We start from the raw sequence: 23,686 nt of genomic DNA on the forward strand, positions 1-23,686 counted from the left end.
TGGTAGTGTGGGGTTTCCCCATGTGAGAGTAGGTCATCGTCAAGATTAAATTCCAGAAACCCTCATCGCTTACGCGTTGAGGGTTTTTGTTTTTCTGCTGCACAAAAACTGCCATGAAAATACGTTTTCGTTTCTATGCAGCATGCCTCTGCGTGGCTATTATGCGTGCCTCATTGCCGGGCGACTCCAAATGCTGACCTTGTTAAAGCTTCTTGCCGATGGTGCATTTCATTCTGGACAGGTATTAGGCAATGCCCTCGGCATAAGCCGCAGTGCGGTCTGGAAGCAGCTTCAGCAGCTTGAAGCTGACCTGGGCATAGAGGTGCATAAAGTGCGCGGACGGGGTTATCGACTGGCAACGCCTATTTCGCTTTTAAGCCCCGCTGGCATAGCTCAGTGCGGATTCCCCGCCAGCTGGTCTGTACGCACTTACGACACTATCGACTCAACCAATGCAGAGGCCACGCGTCTGATTGCTCGCGGGGCTCCCATGCCTTTACTGGTGGTGGCCGAGCAGCAAACCTCGGGAAGGGGGAGGCGGGGTCGAAAGTGGGTAAGTCCATTTGCCGAGAACCTTTATTACAGTCTGGTCCTGCGCATTGATGGTGGAATGCGTCAGCTGGAAGGTCTCAGCCTTTTGGTCGGATTGGCTGTGATGAACGTACTGCGCGACATTGGGGTTCAAGGCGCGGGCCTGAAATGGCCTAATGATGTGCTGGTCGGAAGACAGAAGATTGCTGGCATTTTGCTCGAGCTTGTTGGGGATCCGGCAGACGTTTGTCATGTGATCATCGGAATAGGGGTGAACGTGAACATGCGGTCATCGAGCGAAGTGGATCAGCTATGGACGTCGATTCGACTCGAAACGGGCAGCCTTGCTGATCGGAATCGGATTGCAGCCCTTATAAGCAGTCAGCTTGAGTCTCTTCTGGCAGTTCATCGCAAAGAAGGCTTCGTGGCTTTTCAGGATGAGTGGGAGCGCGGACATTTGTGGCAGGGAGCTGCTGTCAGATTGCTTTCAGGCGCTGAGGCAGTTGAAGGGGTAGTGTTGGGGGTCGACTCGCTTGGAGCGTTGCGTTTGGAAGTGAATGGGGTAGAGAAGAGCTTTAGTGGTGGCGAGCTCAGCCTGAGGTTGCGAGATGATTCTTGAGCTCGACTGTGGCAACAGCTTCATCAAGTGGCGGATAACTGCGAAGAACGATGCGGCAGTGATTAGCGGCGGCGTTGTGGACTCCGATGCTGCCTTGCTGATGCACTTGAGTAATCTGCCTGACACATCATTCACTGACTGCCGTCTGGTGAGTGTGCGTAGTGCCGAAGAAACGGCGAGGCTTGTCTCTTTGCTGGCTGACACCTTTTCCGTTGCGGCTGTCTGCGCGGAACCTGCTCAAGAGCTTGCTGGCGTGATAAATGGCTATGACGACTTCGCGCGTCTGGGGCTGGACCGCTGGCTGGCTTTCGTAGGTGCTTACCATCTCGCCAGAAGCGCGTGCCTGGTGATTGATCTGGGAACTGCTGTGACGTCTGATTTTGTAGACGCCGGTGGTGCGCATCTCGGTGGCTTTATCTGTCCTGGAATGCCCTTGATGCGCAATCAGTTGCGTACTCATACCCGTCGCATCAGATATGACGACACAGAGGCTGAAAAAGCCCTTGCCCGTCTTGTTCCAGGGCGTGCAACTGCAGAGGCCGTAGAGCGCGGCTGCTCGTTGATGCTTCGTGGGTTTGCATTGACTCAGATTGAGATAGCGCAGGGGTACTGGGGCAACGATTTTGCTATTTTTGTGACTGGCGGGGATGCTGCGCTGGTTGCGGATGTACTGCCGGGGGCTCGTATTGTTCCTGATCTGGTCTTCGTGGGTCTGGCTCTGGCCTGCCCTTTGCGTTGAGGTCTCTATGCGTTGGTTATTTCTTCTGCTGTTGATGCTTAATGCCTTTTATTACCTCTGGCATCAGCAGGAGGCTCCGCTCAGGGCTAAAGAGGTCATGCCATTGTCGTTGCATCGCGCTCCTCAGCAGGATATTCGCCTGCTTAGTGAGTCGGATGCGGGGCGCATGTCGCATGATGCCGACACGAAGTGCCTGTATGTCGGTGGCTTTGCGAGGCAAGAGGATGCTCGCCTGGTGGAGCAGCGCTTGAACAGTCTGGATATCCAGTCTCAATTTCAGTCGCTGCAAACGAATGGGGCGACGGCCTACTGGTTAAGGATTGCCCCGGAAAGCCGACGTCTTGTGGAGGCAGGTGTGATCAATCAATTGAGTCAGGATTTCCCACAATTAAAAAATCAAATAATGTCGTGCGAGGGCATTGCAACTGCTGAGTAGTTTACATAGAATGGCGCCCGCTTCGCAGCGAGGTGAAAGTCTCGCGAACGGGGTGGTAGTAGTCAACGCATGTAACCTCAGGTTTTTACTGAGAAAAAGGTTGACAGAAGGGCAGCATGAGTTGAGAATGCTGCCTCGCTTAGGAGGGGTTCCCGAGCGGCCAAAGGGATCAGACTGTAAATCTGACGTCTACGACTTCGAAGGTTCGAATCCTTCCCCCTCCACCAGATTTAGCGCGATCTGCAAATTGCGCGGGTATAGTTTAGTGGTAGAACCTCAGCCTTCCAAGCTGATGATGCGGGTTCGATTCCCGCTACCCGCTCCAGGTTTGTGGTTCATGCATTGTGTTTTGCTCTTGTAGCTCAGTTGGTAGAGCACACCCTTGGTAAGGGTGAGGTCAGCGGTTCAAATCCGCTCAAGAGCTCCATTGCTAAAGGCAGATATGAAAATATCTGCCTTTGTTTTAGGTGGTTGCGCTGTGCGTGATCCGCTTGAAGCTTGTTCGGAGTGCGTCACCTGTAAGGCGCTCCCTGAATAAGGTGTTGAAAAACTCTCGTCAGGTCCGCATAATGGTCGGCCTGATTTTGCTTTTAGGTCAGTAGCTCAATTGGCAGAGCGACGGTCTCCAAAACCGTAGGTTGGGGGTTCGATTCCCTCCTGACCTGCCAGATTTCCTAGATGTAATCTGGCTTTCTTTTCACAGGATCTCCGTAGATGAATCCCAAGGCTGAAGCATCAGACTCTCGCTTTGATATGCTGAAGTGGCTCCTGGTAGTCGTTTTGGTTGTCGTGGGTGTTGTCGGTAATCAGTATTATTCTGCTGAGCCGATCCTGTACCGCGTTCTTGCTCTCCTTGTGATTGCTGCTGCAGCTGCATTTGTTGCGCTGCAGACCGGTAAGGGTAAAGCCTTCTTCGTTTTGGCGAAAGAAGCTCGCGCTGAGATTCGTAAAGTCGTATGGCCTACTCGCCAAGAAACCACTCAAACCACGTTGATCGTTGTGGCAGTTGTGCTGGTTATGGCGTTGCTGTTGTGGGGGCTTGATTCCCTGCTCGGCTGGCTTGTTTCCTTGATAGTTGGCTAAGGGTGTCCCGTGGCTAAGCGTTGGTACGTAGTGCATGCTTACTCGGGTTACGAGAAGCATGTCATGCGCTCGTTGATCGAGCGTGTGAAGCTGGCAGGCATGGAAGATGGCTTCGGCGAAATTCTGGTTCCCACTGAAGAAGTGGTTGAAATGCGTAATGGCCAGAAACGCAAAAGCGAACGCAAGTTCTTCCCAGGTTATGTGCTTGTTCAGATGGACATGAATGAGGGTACTTGGCACTTGGTCAAGGACACCCCGCGTGTCATGGGCTTCATCGGCGGTACCGCAGATAAGCCTGCTCCGATCACTGACAAAGAAGCAGAAGCAATTCTGCGTCGTGTCGCTGACGGTAGCGACAAGCCGAAGCCAAAAACGCTGTTCGAGCCGGGTGAGGTTGTTCGTGTCACCGACGGTCCGTTCGCCGATTTCAATGGCACGGTTGAAGAAGTTAACTACGAAAAGAGCCGGATTCAAGTGGCGGTGCTCATTTTCGGACGCTCTACCCCGGTAGAGCTAGAGTTCAGTCAGGTCGAAAAGGCATAACTGAGCTGGAATCCCATACCCCGCAGCCCAAGGCTGTGGGGTTTTTTCGTCACTGGGATATACGCGTAAGTAACCGGGGAGCCTTTATTGGCGCTTGAACCCGTAATTGGAGTGCCTCATGGCCAAGAAGATAACCGCATACATCAAGCTGCAAGTGAAAGCCGCTCAGGCTAACCCAAGCCCGCCAGTTGGTCCTGCTCTGGGTCAGCACGGTGTGAACATCATGGAATTCTGCAAAGCGTTCAACGCCCGTACTCAGGGTATTGAACCAGGCTTGCCGACTCCAGTGATCATCACTGTATACAGCGACCGTAGCTTCACTTTCGAAACAAAAAGTACCCCTGCATCGGTTCTGCTGAAGAAAGCTGCAGGCTTGACCAGCGGCTCGGCTCGCCCGAACACCGTTAAAGTTGGCACCGTGACTCGTGCTCAGCTGGAAGATATCGCTAAAGCAAAAAATGCGGATCTGACTGCAGCTGACATGGAAGCGGCCGTGCGTACCATCGCCGGTTCCGCTCGTAGCATGGGCCTTAACGTGGAGGGTGTGTAATGGCTAAGCTGACCAAGCGTCAAAAGGCAATCGCCAGCAAGATCGAAGCTGGTAAATCCTACAACTTCGTAGACGCTGCTGCTCTGCTGACCGAGCTGTCGACTGTCAAGTTCAGCGAGTCTGTAGACGTTGCTGTTAACCTGGGTGTCGATCCTCGTAAATCCGACCAGGTTGTACGTAGCGCTACTGTTCTGCCACACGGTACCGGTAAGACTGTACGCGTTGCAGTTTTCACCCAGGGTCCTGCTGCTGAAGCTGCTCTGGCTGCCGGTGCTGACCGCGTTGGTATGGACGATCTGGCCGCTGAAATGAAAGCTGGCGATCTGAACTATGACGTCGTTATCGCTTCCCCTGACGCAATGCGCGTTGTGGGTCAGCTGGGTCAGGTTCTCGGTCCTCGCGGTCTGATGCCAAACCCGAAAGTCGGCACTGTTACTCCTGACGTTGCTAACGCCGTCAAGAACGCCAAGGCTGGTCAGGTTCGTTATCGTACCGACAAAAACGGCATCATCCACACTTCCGTTGGCAAGGTCGGTTTTGACGCTGTCAAGCTGAAGGAAAACGTTGAAGCCCTGATCGCTGATCTGAAGCGTATCAAGCCTGCTTCTTCGAAAGGTATTTACGTCAAGCGCATCACCCTGAGCACCACTATGGGCCCAGGCCTGGTCATCGACCAGGGTTCGTTGGAAGCGTAAGACAAAATGGTACGGTGATTGATGCCGTACCGTTTGAAAGATTGGGGTCCCTGCCTGGCGGGGGCTATCCAAGACCGTAGGCGACGCAAGTCTTAAACCACAAGCCTACGCAGATGGTGCTCCCGGTTCCTTACCGAATCAGACACCAAAACGACATCTGGCTTCGGTCGGATGAAACGGTAACAAGCAGGAGTTAAACCCGTGGCAATTAAACTCGAAGACAAGAAGGCCATCGTCGCTGAAGTCAACGAGGCTGCCAAAGCTGGTCTGTCCGCTGTCGTGGCTGATGCCCGTGGCGTGACGGTTGGCGCAATGACCGGACTCCGTAAAGAGGCTCGTGAAGCTGGCGTTTACGTACGTGTTGTACGTAACACCCTGCTCAAGCGCGCTGTTGCTGACACTGAATTCAGTGTCCTCAACGACGTGTTCACTGGCCCGACCTTGATCGCGTTCTCCAATGAACATCCTGGCGCTGCTGCCCGTCTGTTCAAGGAATTCGCTAAAGGTCAGGACAAGTTCGAGATCAAGGCAGCTGCGTTCGAGGGCAAGTTCCTCGCAGCTAATCAGATCGATGTACTGGCAAGCCTGCCGACCCGTGACGAAGCAATTTCTCAGCTGATGAGCGTGATTCAAGGCGCTACCAGCAAGTTGGCTCGTACTCTGGCGGCTGTTCGCGACCAAAAAGAAGCAGCTGCAGCCTAAGGCTGAGTCAGATCTTTTCGCGTATTTTTGTTTATTTTGATGGTCGCGTAGGCCGTCCCCCAATTCAGGAAATTGAGTCATGTCCATCTCTCAAGACGATATCCTTAACGCCGTAGCTGAAATGTCCGTTCTGCAGGTTGTAGAGCTGATCAAGGCGTTCGAAGAGAAGTTCGGCGTTACCGCTGCTGCCGGTTCGGCTGGTCCAGCTGTTGCTGCTGCTGTTGTTGAAGAACAAACTGAATTCAACGTCATGCTGCTGGAAGCTGGCGAGAAGAAAGTTAACGTGATCAAGGCAGTACGTGAACTGACCGGTCTGGGCCTGAAAGAAGCCAAGGCAGTCGTTGACGGCGCGCCAGCAATGGTTCTGGAAGCTGTTGCCAAAGACGCAGCTGACAAAGCCAAAGCTACTCTGGAAGAAGCAGGCGCTAAAGTCGAGCTGAAATAAGCACCGACTTTGAGTGTCCAGCCCACGCGATTAGCGAAAGGCTGATGGCTGGTGGCTTTTGCCACCGGCCTTTTTCCGTTATAGACGATTGGCGCTGTCAACGTCTGTAATGTGCGGTATCCACCGATGGCGGTGGCGCAAACCAAGGGGTTTGCAAGATTTTCTGGCTGCTTCCGTCGGGAGGGAGCCAAACAAGCAGGTGACCAAGCTGGGGAACGCTGATGGCTTACTCATATACTGAGAAAAAACGTATCCGCAAGGACTTTAGCAAGTTGCCGGACGTAATGGATGTGCCGTATCTCTTGGCCATCCAGCTGGATTCGTATCGCGAATTCCTGCAGGCGGGAGCGACCAAAGATCAGTTCCGCGACGTCGGTCTGCATGCAGCCTTCAAATCCGTTTTCCCGATCATCAGCTACTCCGGCAATGCTGCGCTGGAGTATGTAGGTTATCGCTTGGGCGAACCGGCATTTGATGTCAAGGAATGCGTGCTGCGCGGTGTGACTTACGCAGTACCTCTGCGGGTCAAGGTCCGTCTGATCATTTTCGACAAAGAATCGTCGAACAAAGCGATCAAGGACATCAAAGAGCAAGAAGTCTACATGGGTGAAATCCCCCTGATGACTGAAAACGGTACCTTCGTAATCAATGGCACCGAGCGCGTTATCGTGTCTCAGCTTCACCGCTCGCCTGGCGTATTCTTCGACCACGACCGTGGCAAGACGCACAGCTCCGGTAAGCTGCTTTACTCCGCTCGTATCATTCCTTACCGCGGTTCGTGGCTGGACTTCGAGTTCGATCCGAAAGACTGCGTATTCGTCCGTATCGACCGTCGTCGCAAGCTGCCTGCATCCGTACTTCTGCGCGCTCTGGGTTATACCACCGAGCAAGTGCTCGATGCTTTCTACACCACCAACGTATTCCATGTGCGCGGCGAAAACCTGAGCCTGGAACTGGTGCCTCAGCGCCTGCGTGGTGAAATTGCCGTTCTGGATATTCTGGACGACAAGGGCAAGGTCATTGTCGAGCAGGGTCGCCGTATTACCGCTCGTCACATCAACCAGCTGGAAAAAGCCGGGATCAAAGAGCTGGAAGTACCTCTGGACTACGTCCTGGGTCGTACTACTGCCAAGGTCATCGTGCATCCGGCAACCGGTGAGATCATTGCCGAGTGCAACACCGAGCTGAACACTGAAATCCTGGCCAAGATCGCCAAGGCTCAGGTCGTTCGCATCGAAACGTTGTACACCAACGACATCGACTGCGGTCCGTTCGTCTCTGACACGCTGAAGATCGACTCCACCAGCAACCAACTGGAAGCGCTGGTCGAGATCTATCGCATGATGCGTCCTGGCGAGCCGCCAACCAAGGATGCCGCTGAAACACTGTTCAACAACCTGTTCTTCAGTCCTGAGCGTTACGACCTGTCTGCTGTAGGCCGGATGAAGTTCAACCGTCGTATCGGTCGTACCGAAATCGAAGGCTCGGGCGTGCTGTGCAAGGAAGACATCGTAGCGGTCCTCAAGACCCTCGTTGATATCCGTAACGGCAAAGGCATCGTCGATGACATCGACCACCTCGGTAACCGTCGCGTTCGTTGCGTTGGTGAGATGGCCGAGAACCAGTTCCGTGTAGGTCTGGTCCGTGTCGAGCGCGCTGTCAAAGAGCGCCTGTCCATGGCAGAAAGCGAAGGCCTGATGCCTCAGGACCTGATCAACGCCAAGCCTGTTGCGGCGGCGGTCAAGGAATTCTTCGGTTCCAGCCAGCTTTCCCAGTTCATGGACCAGAACAACCCGCTGTCCGAGATCACTCACAAGCGCCGTGTTTCTGCACTCGGCCCTGGCGGTCTGACGCGTGAGCGTGCTGGCTTTGAAGTTCGAGACGTTCACCCGACTCACTACGGCCGTGTTTGCCCGATCGAGACGCCTGAAGGTCCGAACATCGGTCTGATCAACTCCTTGGCGGCTTATGCTCGCACCAACCAGTACGGCTTCCTTGAGAGCCCGTACCGTGTGGTCAAGGAAGGTCTGGTAACCGAAGAAATCGTTTTCCTTTCGGCGATCGAAGAAGCGGACCACGTCATTGCTCAGGCTTCGGCTGCAATGAACGACAAGCAAGAGCTGATCGACGAGCTGGTTGCTGTGCGTCACTTGAACGAATTCACCGTCAAGGCACCAGCCGATGTCACCCTGATGGACGTTTCGCCCAAGCAGGTTGTGTCGGTAGCCGCATCGCTGATCCCGTTCCTCGAGCACGATGACGCCAACCGCGCATTGATGGGTTCGAACATGCAGCGTCAGGCTGTACCGACCCTGCGTGCCGACAAGCCGCTGGTAGGTACTGGCATGGAGCGCAACGTTGCTCGCGACTCCGGCGTTTGCGTCGTGGCTCGTCGTGGCGGCGTGATCGACTCTGTCGACGCCAGCCGTATCGTTGTTCGCGTTGCCGATGACGAAGTAGAAACAGGTGAGGCAGGTGTAGACATCTACAACCTGACCAAATACACCCGTTCGAACCAGAACACCTGCATCAACCAGCGTCCGCTGGTCAGCAAGGGTGACCGTGTTCAGCGTAGCGACATCATGGCCGACGGTCCGTCCACCGATATGGGTGAGCTGGCTCTGGGTCAGAACATGCGCATCGCGTTCATGGCCTGGAACGGTTTCAACTTCGAAGACTCCATCTGCCTCTCCGAGCGTGTAGTTCAAGAAGATCGCTTCACAACGATCCACATTCAGGAACTGACCTGTGTGGCTCGTGACACCAAGCTTGGGCCTGAAGAGATCACCGCCGACATCCCGAACGTGGGTGAAGCGGCTCTGAACAAGCTGGACGAAGCCGGTATCGTTTATGTAGGTGCCGAGGTTGGCGCCGGCGACATCCTGGTGGGCAAGGTCACTCCGAAAGGCGAGACCCAGCTGACTCCGGAAGAAAAACTGTTGCGCGCGATTTTCGGTGAGAAAGCCAGCGACGTTAAAGATACTTCCCTGCGCGTGCCGACCGGCACCAAGGGTACTGTCATTGACGTTCAGGTCTTCACCCGTGATGGCGTCGAGCGTGATGCGCGTGCCCTGTCCATCGAGAAGTCGCAACTCGACGAGATCCGTAAGGATCTGAACGAAGAGTTCCGTATTGTCGAAGGCGCTACTTTCGAACGTCTGCGCTCTGCGCTGGTGGGTCGTGTAGCCGAAGGCGGTGCTGGCCTCAAGAAAGGTCAGGAAATCACCAACGAAGTGCTTGATGGTCTTGAGCATGGTCAGTGGTTCAAACTGCGCATGGCTGAAGATGCTCTGAATGAGCAGCTTGAGAAAGCTCAGGCCTACATCGTTGATCGTCGCCGTCTTCTGGATGACAAGTTCGAAGACAAGAAACGCAAACTGCAGCAAGGCGATGACCTGGCTCCAGGCGTTCTGAAAATCGTCAAGGTCTACCTGGCAATCCGTCGTCGCATCCAGCCGGGCGACAAGATGGCCGGTCGTCACGGTAACAAGGGTGTGGTCTCCGTGATCATGCCGGTTGAAGACATGCCGCACGATGCCAATGGCACGCCGGTCGATATCGTCCTCAACCCGCTGGGCGTACCTTCGCGTATGAACGTTGGTCAGATTCTCGAAACTCACCTGGGCCTCGCGGCCAAAGGTCTGGGCGAGAAGATCAACCGCATGCTTGAAGAGCAGCGTAAAGTTGCTGAGCTGCGTAAGTTCCTCAACGAGATCTATAACGAAATCGGCGGTCGTCAGGAGTCTCTGGAAGACCTCACCGACAACGAGATTCTGGACCTCGCGAAGAACCTGCGTAACGGCGTACCGATGGCTACCCCGGTTTTCGACGGTGCCAAGGAAAGCGAAATCAAGGCAATGCTCAAGCTGGCAGATATGCCGGAAAGCGGCCAGATGCAGCTGTTCGACGGTCGTACCGGCAACAAGTTTGAACGTGCTGTAACGGTTGGCTACATGTACATGCTGAAGCTGAACCACTTGGTGGACGACAAGATGCACGCGCGTTCCACTGGTTCGTACAGCCTGGTTACCCAGCAGCCGCTGGGTGGTAAGGCACAGTTCGGTGGTCAGCGTTTCGGGGAGATGGAAGTGTGGGCGCTGGAAGCATACGGCGCGGCGTACACTCTGCAGGAAATGCTCACAGTGAAGTCGGACGATGTGAACGGTCGTACCAAGATGTACAAAAACATCGTGGACGGCGATCACCGTATGGAGCCGGGCATGCCCGAGTCTTTCAACGTGTTGATCAAAGAAATCCGTTCGCTCGGTATCGATATCGATCTGGAAACCGAATAACACGTGACGCGAATCGGGGGCAGGGCGGTATTGCCTGCTCCCTGCTCCGCCAGGAGGAAAAGCCTTGAAAGACCTACTGAATTTGCTGAAAAACCAGGGTCAAGTCGAAGAGTTCGACGCAATCCGTATCGGACTTGCATCGCCTGAGATGATCCGCTCTTGGTCGTTCGGTGAAGTTAAAAAGCCGGAAACCATTAACTACCGTACGTTCAAGCCTGAGCGTGACGGTCTGTTCTGCGCCAAGATCTTTGGCCCGGTAAAAGATTACGAGTGCCTGTGCGGTAAGTACAAGCGCCTGAAGCACCGCGGTGTCATCTGCGAAAAATGCGGTGTTGAAGTAGCACTGGCCAAGGTTCGTCGCGAGCGCATGGCTCACATCGAGCTGGCTTCGCCGGTTGCGCACATCTGGTTCCTGAAATCGCTGCCGTCCCGTATCGGCTTGCTGATGGACATGACCCTGCGTGATATCGAGCGCGTTCTCTACTTCGAGAGCTATGTCGTTATCGATCCAGGCATGACTACCCTTGAAAAAGGTCAGCTGCTGAACGACGAGCAATACTTCGAAGCCCTTGAAGAGTTCGGTGATGACTTCGACGCCCGCATGGGTGCCGAGGCTGTCCGCGAACTGCTGCACGCTATTGATCTGGAGCACGAAATTGGCCGTCTGCGTGAAGAAATTCCGCAAACCAATTCCGAAACCAAAATCAAGAAGCTGTCCAAGCGTCTGAAATTGATGGAAGCCTTCCAGGGTTCCGGCAACCTCCCTGAGTGGATGGTGCTGACCGTTCTGCCGGTTCTGCCGCCAGATCTGCGTCCTCTGGTTCCGCTTGACGGTGGCCGTTTCGCGACGTCCGACCTCAACGATCTGTATCGTCGAGTGATCAACCGTAACAACCGTCTGAAGCGTCTGCTGGATCTGTCTGCTCCCGACATCATCGTGCGCAACGAAAAGCGCATGCTGCAGGAAGCGGTCGATGCGCTGCTCGACAACGGTCGTCGCGGTCGTGCGATCACAGGTTCCAACAAGCGTCCTCTGAAGTCCTTGGCTGACATGATCAAGGGTAAGCAGGGTCGTTTCCGTCAGAACTTGCTCGGTAAGCGCGTTGACTACTCGGGCCGTTCGGTAATTACCGTAGGTCCGACCCTGCGTCTGCACCAGTGCGGTCTGCCGAAAAAAATGGCTCTCGAGCTGTTCAAACCGTTCATTTTCGGCAAGCTGGAAATGCGTGGCCTGGCCACGACCATCAAAGCTGCCAAGAAGATGGTCGAGCGCGAGCTGCCAGAGGTCTGGGACGTTCTTGCTGAAGTAATTCGCGAACACCCGGTGCTTCTGAACCGCGCGCCAACGCTTCACCGTCTGGGCATCCAGGCGTTTGAACCAGTACTGATCGAAGGTAAGGCTATTCAGCTGCACCCGCTGGTCTGTGCTGCGTACAACGCCGACTTCGACGGCGACCAGATGGCCGTTCACGTACCTTTGACGCTGGAAGCTCAGCTCGAAGCGCGTGCGCTGATGATGTCGACCAACAACATTCTGTCGCCAGCCAACGGTGAGCCAATCATCGTTCCTTCGCAGGACGTTGTACTGGGTCTGTATTACATGACTCGTGAAGCGATCAACGCCAAGGGCGAAGGTCGTGTGTTTGCGGACCTGCAGGAAGTCGACCGCGTATTCCGCGCCGGCGAAGCGGCTCTGCATGCCAAGGTCAAGGTTCGTATCCACGAAACGGTCAACGACCGTGACGGTGGCAGCGTCAAGAACACCCGTATCGTCGACACCACTGTCGGCCGTGCGCTGCTGTTCCAGGTGGTTCCGGCCGGCCTGTCCTACGACGTCGTCAACCAGCCTATGAAGAAGAAGGCGATCTCCAAGCTGATCAACCAGTGCTACCGCGTGGTTGGTTTGAAAGAGACCGTGATCTTCGCTGACCAGTTGATGTACACCGGTTTTGCCTACTCGACCATTTCGGGTGTTTCCATCGGCGTTAACGACTTCGTTATCCCGGATGAAAAAGCTCGCATCATCGACGCGGCCACCGAAGAAGTTAAAGAGATCGAAAGTCAGTACGCCTCCGGCCTGGTAACCCAGGGCGAGAAGTACAACAAGGTGATCGACCTCTGGTCCAAGGCCAACGACGAAGTGTCCAAGGCAATGATGTCGAACCTCTCGAAAGAGAAGGTCATCGATCGTCATGGCGTCGAAGTTGACCAGGAATCCTTCAACTCGATGTACATGATGGCTGACTCCGGTGCGCGTGGTTCTGCTGCCCAGATTCGTCAGTTGGCTGGTATGCGTGGTCTGATGGCCAAGCCTGACGGCTCCATCATCGAAACGCCGATCACTGCGAACTTCCGTGAAGGTTTGAGCGTACTTCAGTACTTCATCTCCACTCACGGTGCTCGTAAGGGTCTTGCGGATACCGCACTGAAAACCGCTAACTCCGGTTATCTGACTCGCCGTCTGGTAGACGTTGCTCAGGATCTGGTCGTTACCGAGGTGGATTGCGGTACCGAGCACGGTCTGCTGATGACTCCGCACATTGAAGGCGGTGACGTTGTAGAGCCGCTGGGTGAGCGCGTACTGGGTCGGGTTATCGCCCGTGACGTGTTCAAGCCGGGCACAGAAGACGTCATCGTTCCTGCTGGCACACTGGTAGACGAGAAGTGGGTCGAGTTCATCGAGCTGAACAGCATCGACGAAGTGATCGTTCGCTCGCCAATCAGCTGTGAAACGCGCTACGGCATCTGTGCCAAGTGCTACGGTCGCGACCTGGCTCGCGGTCACCTGGTTAACATCGGTGAAGCTGTCGGCGTAATCGCTGCACAGTCGATCGGTGAGCCGGGTACCCAGCTGACAATGCGTACGTTCCACATTGGTGGTGCGGCAAGCCGGACCTCGGCAGCCGACAGCGTTCAGGTGAAGAATGGCGGTACTGTCCGTCTTCACAACCTGAAGCACGTTGAGCGTGTTGACGGTCACCTGGTTGCGGTATCCCGCTCCGGTGAACTGGCCATCGCTGATGACTTCGGTCGCGAGCGTGAGCGTTACAAGCTGCCATACGGTGCAGTGATTTCGGTGAAGGAAGGCGACAAGGTCGACGCTGGTTCGATCGTGGCCAAGTGGGATCCGCACACTCACCCAATCGTTACCGAGATGAAAGGTACTGTTACCTACGTCGGCATGGAAGAAGGCATCACGATCAAGCGTCAGACAGACGAATTGACCGGTATGACCAACATTGAAGTGCTTGACGCCAAAGACCGTCCGGCTGCCGGCAAGGACATCCGTCCTGCTGTGAAGATGGTCGGTCTGGATGGCAAGGATCTGCTGTTGCCGGGTACTGACGTACCTGCTCAGTACTTCCTGCCGGCCAACGCCCTGGTCGGTGTTGCTGACGGTGCGCAGATCGCGATCGGTGATGTTATCGCTCGTATTCCGCAGGAAACTTCGAAGACTCGTGACATCACCGGTGGTCTGCCGCGTGTTGCCGACCTGTTCGAAGCCCGTCGTCCGAAAGAGGCGTCGATCCTTGCAGAAGTCAGCGGTACCATCGCATTCGGTAAAGAGACCAAGGGCAAGCGCCGTCTGGTCATTACCCCGAACGACGGTAGCGATCCGTACGAAGAGCTGATTCCGAAGTGGCGTCACCTGAACGTCTTCGAAGGCGAACAAGTGAACCGCGGCGAAGTTATCTCCGACGGTCCTAGCGATCCACACGACATCCTGCGTCTGCTGGGTGTGAGTGCGCTGGCCAAGTACATCGTCAACGAGATTCAGGATGTATACCGTCTGCAAGGCGTGAAGATCAACGACAAGCACATCGAGACGATTCTGCGTCAGATGTTGCGCAAGGTTGAAATTGCCGAGTCTGGCGATTCCAGTTTCATCAAGGGCGACCAGATGGAATTGACTCACGTACTGGTAGAAAACGAGCGTCTGAGCACGGAAGACAAGTTTGTCTCCAAGTTCACTCGCGTGTTGCTGGGTATCACCAAGGCATCGCTGTCCACCGAGTCGTTCATCTCCGCGGCCTCCTTCCAGGAGACAACCCGCGTGCTGACCGAGGCGGCTGTGACTGGCAAGCGCGATTATCTGCGCGGCCTGAAGGAAAACGTGGTTGTGGGTCGTCTGATCCCGGCCGGTACCGGTCTGGCTTATCACAGCGAGCGCAAGCGTCGTCGTGAAATGGACAAACCGACCCGTGTCAGCGCGAGCGAAGTAGAAGCCGCTCTGACTGAAGCGTTGAACTCCAGCGGTAATTGAGACTAAAGCCTCGGCATTTTCATCTGGCAGACAGCACGTTTTCGTGTTGTTTGCCTCTTGAGGATGTCGGGGCTTTGTCTTGACTGGGGGCGGGATCCTCTTTAGACTCTTGTACCCCTAAATTTGGCGGGGCTTGTGCCCTGTCATTTGCTTTTCTTGTAAGACAATAGCGTCGCAAGACAACAGTGGAGCTAGTAGATGGCAACTATCAACCAGCTGGTACGTCAGCCGCGTAAGCGTATCGTCGAGAAATCCGACGTGCCTGCGCTGCAGAACTGCCCGCAACGTCGCGGTGTGTGCACTCGTGTGTATACCACCACGCCGAAAAAACCTAACTCGGCATTGCGTAAAGTCTGCCGTGTGCGCCTGACCAACGGTTTCGAGGTTTCCTCGTACATCGGTGGTGAGGGTCACAACCTGCAAGAGCACAGCGTGGTACTGATCCGTGGCGGTCGTGTAAAAGACTTGCCAGGTGTTCGTTATCACACCGTTCGTGGTTCTCTGGATACTTCCGGCGTTAAAGGCCGTAACCAGGGTCGCTCGAAATACGGTACCAAGAAGCCTAAGTAGTTTTTGGCTTCTGTGTGAAATTGCAGATTTCTATTTTTCTGAGTCGATAAGAGTAAGGTCGGGCGCATCCCTTGCAGGATGGTGGTCCCGAGCTAACCTGAAGACCGTTTGAGGGCTTATCCATGCCAAGAAGACGCGTAGCAGCCAAGCGCGAAGTGCTTGACGATCCAAAATACGGCAGCCAGATCCTGGCCAAGTTCATGAACCACGTTATGGAAAGCGGCAAGAAAGCCGTTGCCGAGCGTATCGTTTATGGCGCGCTGGAAAAGGTTAAAGAACGCAAGAACAGCGACCCCCTGGAAATCTTCGAGAAAGCTCTCGACGCCATCGCTCCGCTGGTCGAAGTAAAGTCGCGCCGTGTAGGCGGTGCTACTTACCAGGTTCCTGTCGAAGTTCGTCCGTCCCGTCGTAATGCTCTGGCAATGCGTTGGCTGGTAGACTTCGCGCGCAAGCGCGGTGAGAAGTCAATGGCGCTGCGTTTGGCTGGCGAACTGCTGGACGCCGCCGAAGGTAAAGGTGCTGCGGTCAAGAAGCGTGAAGACGTGCACCGTATGGCTGAGGCCAACAAGGCTTTCTCGCACTACCGCTTCTAATTTCAGCGTCACTAATTTTGCGAGGGCTTTATGGCTCGTACTACTCCGATTGGCCGCTACCGTAACATTGGTATCGTTGCTCACGTGGATGCTGGTAAAACCACCACCACCGAGCGCGTCCTTTTTTACACCGGCAAAAGCCACAAAATGGGCGAGGTGCATGACGGCGCCGCGACCACGGACTGGATGGTTCAGGAGCAGGAGCGTGGTATTACCATTACTTCTGCTGCTATTACTGCCTTCTGGCAGGGTTCCGAGAAGCAACACAAAGACCAATACCGTTTCAACGTTATTGACACCCCGGGCCACGTTGACTTCACCATTGAAGTTGAGCGTTCCCTGCGTGTACTCGACGGCGCGGTCGTTGTGTTCTGTGGCACTTCCGGCGTAGAGCCGCAGTCCGAAACCGTATGGCGTCAGGCCAACAAGTACGGTGTTCCACGTATCGTTTACGTGAACAAGATGGACCGTGCTGGTGCAAACTTTCTGCGCGTAATCGCTCAGATCAAGCAGCGTCTGGGCCACACCCCGGTGCCGATCCAGTTGGCCATTGGTGCCGAAGACAACTTCCAGGGTCAGATCGATCTGATGTCCATGGAAGCTGTTTACTGGAACGATGCCGACAAGGGTATGGTTCCACGCCGTGAGCCTATCCCTGCTGAACTGCAGGAACTGGCTGACGAGTGGCGCAGCAACATGGTTGAGGCTGCTGCCGAAGCCAGTGAAGAGCTGATGAACAAGTACCTCGAAGGTGAAGAGCTCACCAACGAGGAAATCAAGGCCGCTCTGCGTCAGCGTACTATCGCTGGTGAGATCGTTCTTGCTGTTTGCGGTTCTTCCTTCAAGAACAAGGGTGTTCCCCTGGTTCTCGACGCCGTGATCGACTACCTGCCGGCTCCGACCGACATTCCAGCTATCAAGGGTTCCGATCCTGATAACGAAGAAGTCCTGATGGAGCGTCATGCAGACGACAACGAGCCGTTCTCGGCTTTGGCGTTCAAGATCGCTACCGACCCATTCGTGGGTACCTTGACTTTCGTCCGCGTTTACTCGGGCGTGTTGGCATCCGGCGACGGCGTGATCAACTCGGTGAAAGGCAAGAAAGAGCGTGTGGGTCGTATGGTGCAAATGCACGCAAACGCCCGCGAAGAAATCAAGGAAGTTCGCGCTGGTGACATCGCGGCCTTGATCGGCATGAAGGATGTCACCACTGGTGAGACCTTGTGCAACGCTGACAAGCCAATCATCCTGGTTCGCATGGACTTCCCGGAGCCGGTTATTTCGGTTGCCGTTGAGCCAAAAACCAAGGATGACCAGGAAAAAATGGGTATCGCTCTGGGCAAACTTGCTCAGGAAGACCCTTCTTTCCGCGTCAAGACTGATGAAGAGACTGGTCAAACGATCATCTCTGGCATGGGCGAGCTGCACCTGGACATCCTGGTTGACCGGATGCGCCGTGAGTTCAACGTCGAAGCCAACATCGGCAAGCCTCAGGTTTCCTATCGTGAGCGCATCACGAAGAATTGTGAAATCGAAGGCAAGTTCGTTCGTCAATCCGGCGGTCGTGGCCAGTTCGGTCACTGCTGGATCCGTTTTGCACCTGCTGACGAAGGTCAGGAAGGTCTGCAATTCGTAAACGAAGTGGTAGGTGGTGTTGTTCCCAAGGAATACATCCCGGCTATCCAGAAGGGTATCGAAGAGCAGATGAAGAACGGCGTTGTTGCCGGCTATCCGCTGATCGGCCTGAAGGCTACCGTGTTTGATGGTTCCTACCATGACGTCGACTCGAACGAGATGGCGTTTAAGGTGGCTGCTTCCATGGCGACCAAGCAACTGGCCCAGAAGGGCGGTGGTGAGTTGCTTGAGCCGATCATGGCGGTAGAGGTTGTTACGCCTGAAGACTATATGGGTGACGTGATGGGCGACCTTAACCGCCGTCGCGGCATGATCCTGGGTATGGAAGATACGGTTTCCGGCAAAGTAATTCGTGCCGAGGTTCCGTTGGGTGAGATGTTCGGTTATGCGACCGACGTTCGCTCCATGTCCCAAGGTCGCGCAAGCTACTCTATGGAATTCAAAAAATACAATACAGCTCCGTCGCACATCGTCGAAACTGTAACCAAAAAACAAGGCTGATTCAGCGCCTTTAGGCTAGGAGTTATTTGTCGTGGCTAAAGAAAAATTTGATCGTTCCCTCCCGCACGTCAACGTTGGCACCATTGGTCACGTTGACCACGGTAAAACCACGCTGACCGCTGCTCTGACTCGCGTCTGCTCCGAAGTTTTCGGTTCGGCTGCTGTTGAATTCGACAAGATCGACAGCGCACCGGAAGAGAAAGCTCGTGGTATTACCATCAATACCGCGCACGTTGAATACAAATCGTTGATCCGTCACTACGCTCACGTTGACTGCCCAGGTCACGCTGACTACGTGAAGAACATGATCACCGGTGCTGCCCAGATGGACGGCGCGATTCTGGTTTGTTCGGCCGCTGATGGTCCGATGCCACAAACCCGTGAGCACATCCTGCTGTCCCGTCAGGTTGGCGTTCCGTACATCGTGGTTTTCCTGAACAAGGCTGACCTGGTAGACGACGCTGAGCTGCTGGAACTGGTTGAGATGGAAGTGCGCGATCTGCTGAGCACTTACGACTTCCCAGGCGACGACACTCCGATCATCATCGGTTCTGCTCGTATGGCTCTGGAAGGTAAAGACGACAACGAAATGGGCACCACTGCCGTTCGTAAACTGGTTGAAACACTGGACTCCTACATTCCAGAACCAGTTCGTCTGACCGACAAGCCGTTCCTGATGCCAATCGAAGACGTGTTCTCGATCTCCGGTCGCGGTACTGTTGTGACTGGTCGTATTGAGCGCGGTATCGTCAAGGTTCAGGATCCACTGGAAATCGTTGGTCTGCGTGACACTACCGTCACCACCTGCACCGGTGTTGAAATGTTCCGTAAGTTGCTCGACGAAGGTCGTGCTGGCGAGAACTGCGGCGTTCTGCTGCGTGGTACCAAGCGTGACGACGTTGAGCGTGGCCAGGTTCTGGTCAAGCCAGGCACCGTCAAGCCGCACACTCAGTTCGAAGCTGAAATCTACGTTCTGAGCAAAGAAGAAGGCGGTCGTCACACTCCGTTCTTCAAAGGCTACCGTCCACAGTTCTACTTCCGTACTACCGACGTAACTGGTAGCTGCGAACTGCCGGAAGGCGTAGAAATGGTTATGCCAGGTGATAACGTTAAAGTTTCCGTTACCCTGATCAAGCCAATCGCAATGGAAGATGGTCTGCGTTTCGCAATCCGTGAAGGCGGTCGTACCGTCGGCGCTGGCGTCGTGGCCAAAATCATCGCGTAAGCGTTGATTCCCAAAAAGAGCCCCCGCAACGCGGGGGCTTTTTTATTGGGTTGACACCTAGTGAGGTCGTCTATAGAATTGCGCCTCCTTTTAACGGGCGTATTGCGCTCGGTGGGAACAGCAATCTGGAGTCTGAATCCAATGCAAAACCAGCAAATCCGTATCAGGTTGAAGGCTTTTGACCATCGCCTGATCGACCAATCAACCCAGGAAATCGTGGAAACCGCGAAACGTACTGGTGCACAGGTGCGTGGTCCGATTCCACTGCCGACTCGTAAAGAGCGGTTCACCGTTCTGGTTTCTCCGCACGTCAACAAAGACGCGCGCGACCAGTATGAGATCCGTACTCACAAGCGTGTTCTGGACATTGTTCAGCCAACGGAAAAAACCGTTGATGCGCTTATGAAGCTTGATCTTGCGGCCGGTGTGGAAGTTCAGATCAGCCTCGGCTAAGACTTGGGTCTTAGTCGTGTAACGCTCTGAAATGGGCGGCCATAGCGGGTGAAAGCCCCGTACACTCATGAGGTTTACAACATGACTATTGGTGTAGTCGGTCGTAAATGCGGTATGACCCGTATTTTCACCGAAGAAGGTGTCTCCATTCCGGTCACGGTCATTGAGATCGAGCCGAATCGCGTCACTCAGTTCAAAACCGAAGAAACCGATGGCTATCGTGCAGTGCAAGTCACTGTCGGCGAGCGTCGCGCTTCGCGTGTTACAGCCGCTCAGGCTGGCCACTTCGCTAAGGCGAACGTTGCCGCCGGTCGTACTGTCATGGAATTCCGTCTTGAAGAAGGCGACTACCAGGCTGGCGATCAGATCAACGCTGAAATCTTCGCCGCTGGTCAACTGGTTGATGTAACCGGTCAGTCCAAGGGTAAAGGCTTCCAGGGTACGATCAAGCGTTGGAATTTCCGTGGTCAAGACAATACCCACGGTAACTCCGTCTCCCACCGCGTCCCAGGCTCTATCGGCCAGTGCCAGACTCCTGGTCGTGTATTCAAGGGCAAAAAAATGTCCGGTCATATGGGCGCTGAGCGCGTGACCGTGCAGTCCTTGGAAGTAGTGCGCGTGGACGCTGAACGCAATCTGTTGTTGGTCAAGGGTGCTGTTCCTGGCGCTACTGGCGGCAACCTGGTTGTACGTCCGGCAGCCAAGGCTCGCGGTTAAGGGGAAGCTGACATGCAATTAAATGTAAATGACGCTCAGGCAATCGAAGTTTCCGAACTGACATTTGGCGGCGAATTCAACGAGACGCTGGTTCACCAGGCAGTCGTGGCCTACATGGCTGGCGGTCGTCAGGGCAGCAAGCAGCAAAAGACCCGTTCCGACGTTCGTGGTGGCGGTAAGCGCCCTTGGCGTCAGAAAGGTACTGGCCGTGCTCGTGCCGGTACTATCCGTAGCCCAATCTGGCGTGGCGGCGGTACCACTTTCGCAGCTCGTCCTCAGGATCACACTCAGAAGCTCAACAAGAAGATGTATCGCGCTGCTTTGCGCTCCATCCTTGCTGAACTGGTTCGTACTGATCGTCTGGTCGTGGTTCAGGACTTCGCTGTTGAAGCACCGAAAACCAAAGATCTGCTGAACAAGCTGACTGGCATGGGCCTGACTGACGTCCTGATCGTGTCTGACGCTGTTGACCAGAATCTGTACCTGGCTGCTCGTAACCTGCCACACGTTGATGTACGTGATGTTCAAGGTTCCGATCCAGTTAGTCTGATCGCATACGACAAGGTGTTGATCACCGTGTCGGCCGTGAAGAAATTCGAGGAGCTGCTGGGATGAACCAGGAACGCGTATTTAAAGTTCTGCTTGGCCCGCACGTTTCCGAAAAGGCTACGGTTCTTGCAGACAAAAAAGGTCAGTTCGTTTTCAAGGTTGCTACTGACGCAACCAAGCTGGAAATCAAGAAGGCCGTCGAAAGCCTGTTCAGCGTGAAAGTAGAGCGTGTTACTACCCTGAACGTTCTGGGTAAGAGCAAGCGCACTGCTCGCGGTCTGGGCAAGCGTAATGACTGGAAGAAGGCAGTTATCTCCCTTCAGCCAGGCCAAGATCTCGATTTCAGCAGCAGTGCTGAGTAAGGAAGGGGTGCATCATGGCAATCGTTAAATGCAAACCGACTTCCCCTGGCCGCCGTTTTGTGGTCAAGGTGGTCAACCAGGAGCTGCATAAAGGCGCTCCTCACGCACCGCTGCTCGAGAAAAAATCGAAGTCTGGTGGTCGTAACAACAATGGTCGTATTACTACCCGTCATATCGGTGGTGGCCATAAGCAGCATTATCGTCTGGTCGACTTCCGTCGCAACGACAAGGATGGCATCGCTGCCACCGTCGAGCGTATCGAATACGATCCAAACCGTACTGCTCACATTGCTCTGCTGCTTTACGCAGACGGCGAGCGCCGCTACATCATCGCCCCTAAAGGCGTGAGTGCTGGCGACCAGCTGATTGCAGGTGCTCTGGCGCCAATCAAGCCGGGCAACGCTCTTCAACTGCGCAACATTCCAGTTGGTAGCACCGTACACGGCATCGAACTGAAGCCAGGTAAAGGCGCACAGATCGCTCGCTCCGCTGGTGCCTCGGCACAGCTGATCGCTCGTGAAGGCGTGTACGTAACCCTGCGTCTTCGCTCCGGTGAAATGCGTAAAGTACTGTCTGAATGCCGTGCAACGCTGGGCGAAGTCTCGAACTCCGAGCACAGCCTTCGTTCGCTGGGTAAAGCTGGTGCCAAACGCTGGCGTGGCGTTCGCCCAACCGTTCGTGGTGTTGCCATGAACCCGGTTGACCACCCACATGGTGGTGGTGAAGGTCGTACCTCTGGTGGTCGTCATCCGGTATCGCCGTGGGGCTTCCCGACTAAGGGCGCGAAGACTCGTGGTAATAAGCGTACCGACAAAATGATCGTCCGTCGTCGCAAGTAAATAGAGGGATACGACAGTGCCACGTTCTCTGAAAAAAGGTCCTTTCATTGATCTTCACCTACTGAAGAAGATCGAAGTGGCGGCGGAAAAGAACGATCGCAAACCAGTTAAAACCTGGTCGCGTCGTTCGATGATCCTGCCACAAATGGTCGGTCTGACCATTGCAGTGCATAACGGTCGTCAACATGTTCCAGTTCTCGTGAACGAAGACATGGTCGGCCATAAACTAGGCGAGTTTGCCGGTACCCGCACATATCGTGGGCACGTGGCAGACAAGAAAGCCAAGCGTTAAGGGGTAAGGAACGATGGAAGTAGCCGCTAAGTTGTCGGGCGCTCGAATCTCCGCCCAGAAAGCCCGCTTGGTCGCCGACCAGATCCGCGGGAAGAAGGTGGGCGAAGCGCTCAACCTGTTGGCTTTCAGCAGTAAGAAAGCCGCCGAGATCCTGAAGAAAGTGCTGGAGTCGGCTGTAGCCAACGCCGAGCATAACGAAGGCGCAGACGTTGATGACCTTAAGGTCTCCACCGTTTTCGTCAACGAAGGGCGTTCGCTGAAGCGCATCATGCCACGTGCTAAAGGCCGTGCTGATCGCATCGTCAAGCGGTCTTGCCATATCACTGTCAAGGTTGCTGACAAGTAACGGAGTCGAAGAGATGGGTCAGAAAGTACATCCCATTGGCATTCGCCTGGGAATCGTCAAGGAGCACACCTCCGTCTGGTACGCAGACGGTCGGACTTATGCGGACTATTTGTTCGCTGATCTGAAAGTGCGTGAGTACCTCCAAGACAAATTAAAAAGCGCGTCCGTCAGCCGTATCGATATCCATCGTCCGGCTCAGACAGCACGTATCACCATCCACACCGCTCGTCCAGGTATCGTTATCGGGAAGAAAGGTGAAGATGTTGAGAAACTGCGTCAGGACCTGACCAAGCAAATGGGTGTGCCTGTGCACATCAATATCGAAGAGATCCGTAAGCCGGAGCTCGACGGTATGCTGGTTGCGCAGAGCGTAGCTCAGCAGCTGGAGCGTCGTGTAATGTTCCGTCGCGCTATGAAGCGCGCTGTTCAGAACGCCATGCGCATTGGTGCCAAAGGCATCAAAATCCAAGTGAGCGGTCGTCTCGGCGGTGCTGAAATCGCACGTACTGAATGGTATCGCGAAGGTCGTGTGCCACTGCACACCCTGCGTGCCGACATCGACTATGCCAACTACGAAGCTCACACCACTTACGGTGTGATCGGTGTAAAGGTTTGGATCTTCAAAGGCGAAGTAATTGGTGGTCGCCAAGAAGAACTGAAACCACAAGCACCAGCGCCTCGTAAAAAAGCTGCTAAGTAAGG

The 23,686-nt window shown here is 54.8% G+C and carries 23 protein-coding genes and 4 tRNA genes; all 27 read left to right on the top strand.

Going from position 1 to position 23,686, the window contains the following annotated elements; genetic code table 11:
- Positions 1–190 precede the first annotated feature (190 nt).
- Positions 191–1,150 carry a bifunctional biotin--[acetyl-CoA-carboxylase] ligase/biotin operon repressor BirA gene (gene birA / locus RYC18_RS00005; RefSeq protein WP_005781957.1) on the top strand — a complete coding sequence of 320 codons (960 nt, stop codon included), beginning with the start codon at positions 191–193 and terminating at the stop codon, positions 1,148–1,150.
- A complete protein-coding gene (locus RYC18_RS00010) occupies positions 1,140–1,889 on the top strand; it encodes a pantothenate kinase (protein WP_005781959.1) in 750 nt (249 codons plus the stop codon). Before birA ends, RYC18_RS00010 begins: the two co-directional genes overlap by 11 nt.
- A gap of 7 nt (positions 1,890–1,896) precedes the next feature.
- The gene (locus tag RYC18_RS00015; protein WP_005745989.1) at positions 1,897–2,325 is read left to right on the top strand and encodes a hypothetical protein; all 429 of its coding nucleotides are present in this window, start codon (positions 1,897–1,899) and stop codon (positions 2,323–2,325) included.
- 142 nt (positions 2,326–2,467) lie between these two features.
- A tRNA-Tyr gene (locus tag RYC18_RS00020) sits at positions 2,468–2,552 on the top strand.
- Between the two features lie 24 nt (positions 2,553–2,576).
- Positions 2,577–2,650 (top strand) — tRNA-Gly (locus tag RYC18_RS00025).
- Between the two features lie 26 nt (positions 2,651–2,676).
- Positions 2,677–2,752 (top strand) — tRNA-Thr (locus RYC18_RS00030).
- 165 nt (positions 2,753–2,917) lie between these two features.
- Positions 2,918–2,993 (top strand) — tRNA-Trp (locus RYC18_RS00035).
- 46 nt (positions 2,994–3,039) lie between these two features.
- Positions 3,040–3,408: a preprotein translocase subunit SecE gene (gene secE, locus RYC18_RS00040; RefSeq protein WP_002555502.1), complete on the top strand. Its 369-nt coding sequence runs from the start codon at positions 3,040–3,042 to the stop codon at positions 3,406–3,408.
- Between the two features lie 9 nt (positions 3,409–3,417).
- Positions 3,418–3,951: a transcription termination/antitermination protein NusG gene (gene nusG / locus RYC18_RS00045; protein WP_002555501.1), complete on the top strand. Its 534-nt coding sequence runs from the start codon at positions 3,418–3,420 to the stop codon at positions 3,949–3,951.
- Between the two features lie 118 nt (positions 3,952–4,069).
- Positions 4,070–4,501: a 50S ribosomal protein L11 gene (gene rplK / locus RYC18_RS00050; RefSeq protein ID WP_002555500.1), complete on the top strand. Its 432-nt coding sequence runs from the start codon at positions 4,070–4,072 to the stop codon at positions 4,499–4,501.
- Positions 4,501–5,196: a 50S ribosomal protein L1 gene (gene rplA, locus RYC18_RS00055; RefSeq protein ID WP_002555499.1), complete on the top strand. Its 696-nt coding sequence runs from the start codon at positions 4,501–4,503 to the stop codon at positions 5,194–5,196. Before rplK ends, rplA begins: the two co-directional genes overlap by 1 nt.
- A 201-nt stretch (positions 5,197–5,397) precedes the next feature.
- Positions 5,398–5,898, top strand: coding sequence for a 50S ribosomal protein L10 (gene rplJ / locus RYC18_RS00060; RefSeq protein ID WP_003431816.1), 501 nt, complete (start codon positions 5,398–5,400; stop codon positions 5,896–5,898).
- A 79-nt stretch (positions 5,899–5,977) separates the two neighbouring features.
- Positions 5,978–6,343, top strand: coding sequence for a 50S ribosomal protein L7/L12 (rplL, locus tag RYC18_RS00065; protein ID WP_002555497.1), 366 nt, complete (start codon positions 5,978–5,980; stop codon positions 6,341–6,343).
- Positions 6,344–6,564: 221 nt separating this feature from the next.
- Positions 6,565–10,638 carry a DNA-directed RNA polymerase subunit beta gene (gene rpoB / locus RYC18_RS00070; protein ID WP_003317110.1) on the top strand — a complete coding sequence of 1,358 codons (4,074 nt, stop codon included), beginning with the start codon at positions 6,565–6,567 and terminating at the stop codon, positions 10,636–10,638.
- 64 nt (positions 10,639–10,702) lie between these two features.
- Positions 10,703–14,902 (top strand): DNA-directed RNA polymerase subunit beta', encoded by a 4,200-nt coding sequence (gene rpoC, locus RYC18_RS00075; protein ID WP_316882019.1) that lies wholly within the window; start codon positions 10,703–10,705, stop codon positions 14,900–14,902.
- 198 nt (positions 14,903–15,100) lie between these two features.
- Complete coding sequence (rpsL, locus tag RYC18_RS00080; RefSeq protein ID WP_002555494.1) at positions 15,101–15,472, top strand: 30S ribosomal protein S12; 372 nt, start codon at positions 15,101–15,103, stop codon at positions 15,470–15,472.
- 122 nt (positions 15,473–15,594) lie between these two features.
- Positions 15,595–16,065, top strand: coding sequence for a 30S ribosomal protein S7 (gene rpsG, locus RYC18_RS00085; RefSeq protein ID WP_002555493.1), 471 nt, complete (start codon positions 15,595–15,597; stop codon positions 16,063–16,065).
- A 30-nt stretch (positions 16,066–16,095) separates the two neighbouring features.
- Positions 16,096–18,201 carry an elongation factor G gene (fusA, locus tag RYC18_RS00090; protein ID WP_004666356.1) on the top strand — a complete coding sequence of 702 codons (2,106 nt, stop codon included), beginning with the start codon at positions 16,096–16,098 and terminating at the stop codon, positions 18,199–18,201.
- 31 nt (positions 18,202–18,232) lie between these two features.
- Positions 18,233–19,426, top strand: coding sequence for an elongation factor Tu (tuf, locus tag RYC18_RS00095; protein WP_003369027.1), 1,194 nt, complete (start codon positions 18,233–18,235; stop codon positions 19,424–19,426).
- Between the two features lie 141 nt (positions 19,427–19,567).
- Positions 19,568–19,879 carry a 30S ribosomal protein S10 gene (gene rpsJ / locus RYC18_RS00100; protein WP_002555491.1) on the top strand — a complete coding sequence of 104 codons (312 nt, stop codon included), beginning with the start codon at positions 19,568–19,570 and terminating at the stop codon, positions 19,877–19,879.
- Between the two features lie 81 nt (positions 19,880–19,960).
- A complete protein-coding gene (gene rplC, locus RYC18_RS00105; RefSeq protein ID WP_002555490.1) occupies positions 19,961–20,596 on the top strand; it encodes a 50S ribosomal protein L3 in 636 nt (211 codons plus the stop codon).
- Between the two features lie 12 nt (positions 20,597–20,608).
- Positions 20,609–21,211, top strand: coding sequence for a 50S ribosomal protein L4 (gene rplD / locus RYC18_RS00110; protein ID WP_002555489.1), 603 nt, complete (start codon positions 20,609–20,611; stop codon positions 21,209–21,211).
- A complete protein-coding gene (rplW, locus tag RYC18_RS00115; protein WP_002555488.1) occupies positions 21,208–21,507 on the top strand; it encodes a 50S ribosomal protein L23 in 300 nt (99 codons plus the stop codon). Before rplD ends, rplW begins: the two co-directional genes overlap by 4 nt.
- 14 nt (positions 21,508–21,521) lie before the next feature.
- Entirely contained in the window at positions 21,522–22,346 is an 825-nt protein-coding gene (gene rplB / locus RYC18_RS00120) for a 50S ribosomal protein L2 (protein WP_003317104.1), read from the top strand.
- Between the two features lie 16 nt (positions 22,347–22,362).
- Positions 22,363–22,638 carry a 30S ribosomal protein S19 gene (rpsS, locus tag RYC18_RS00125; protein WP_002555486.1) on the top strand — a complete coding sequence of 92 codons (276 nt, stop codon included), beginning with the start codon at positions 22,363–22,365 and terminating at the stop codon, positions 22,636–22,638.
- 13 nt (positions 22,639–22,651) lie between these two features.
- Positions 22,652–22,984, top strand: a complete 333-nt coding sequence (rplV, locus tag RYC18_RS00130; RefSeq protein ID WP_002555485.1) for a 50S ribosomal protein L22 — start codon at positions 22,652–22,654, stop codon at positions 22,982–22,984.
- A 13-nt stretch (positions 22,985–22,997) separates the two neighbouring features.
- Positions 22,998–23,684: a 30S ribosomal protein S3 gene (rpsC, locus tag RYC18_RS00135; RefSeq protein ID WP_003176422.1), complete on the top strand. Its 687-nt coding sequence runs from the start codon at positions 22,998–23,000 to the stop codon at positions 23,682–23,684.
- Positions 23,685–23,686 lie beyond the last annotated feature (2 nt).

Source organism: Pseudomonas syringae group sp. 247E2 (genome assembly GCF_032587795.1).
GTDB lineage: Bacteria > Pseudomonadota > Gammaproteobacteria > Pseudomonadales > Pseudomonadaceae > Aquipseudomonas > Aquipseudomonas amygdali.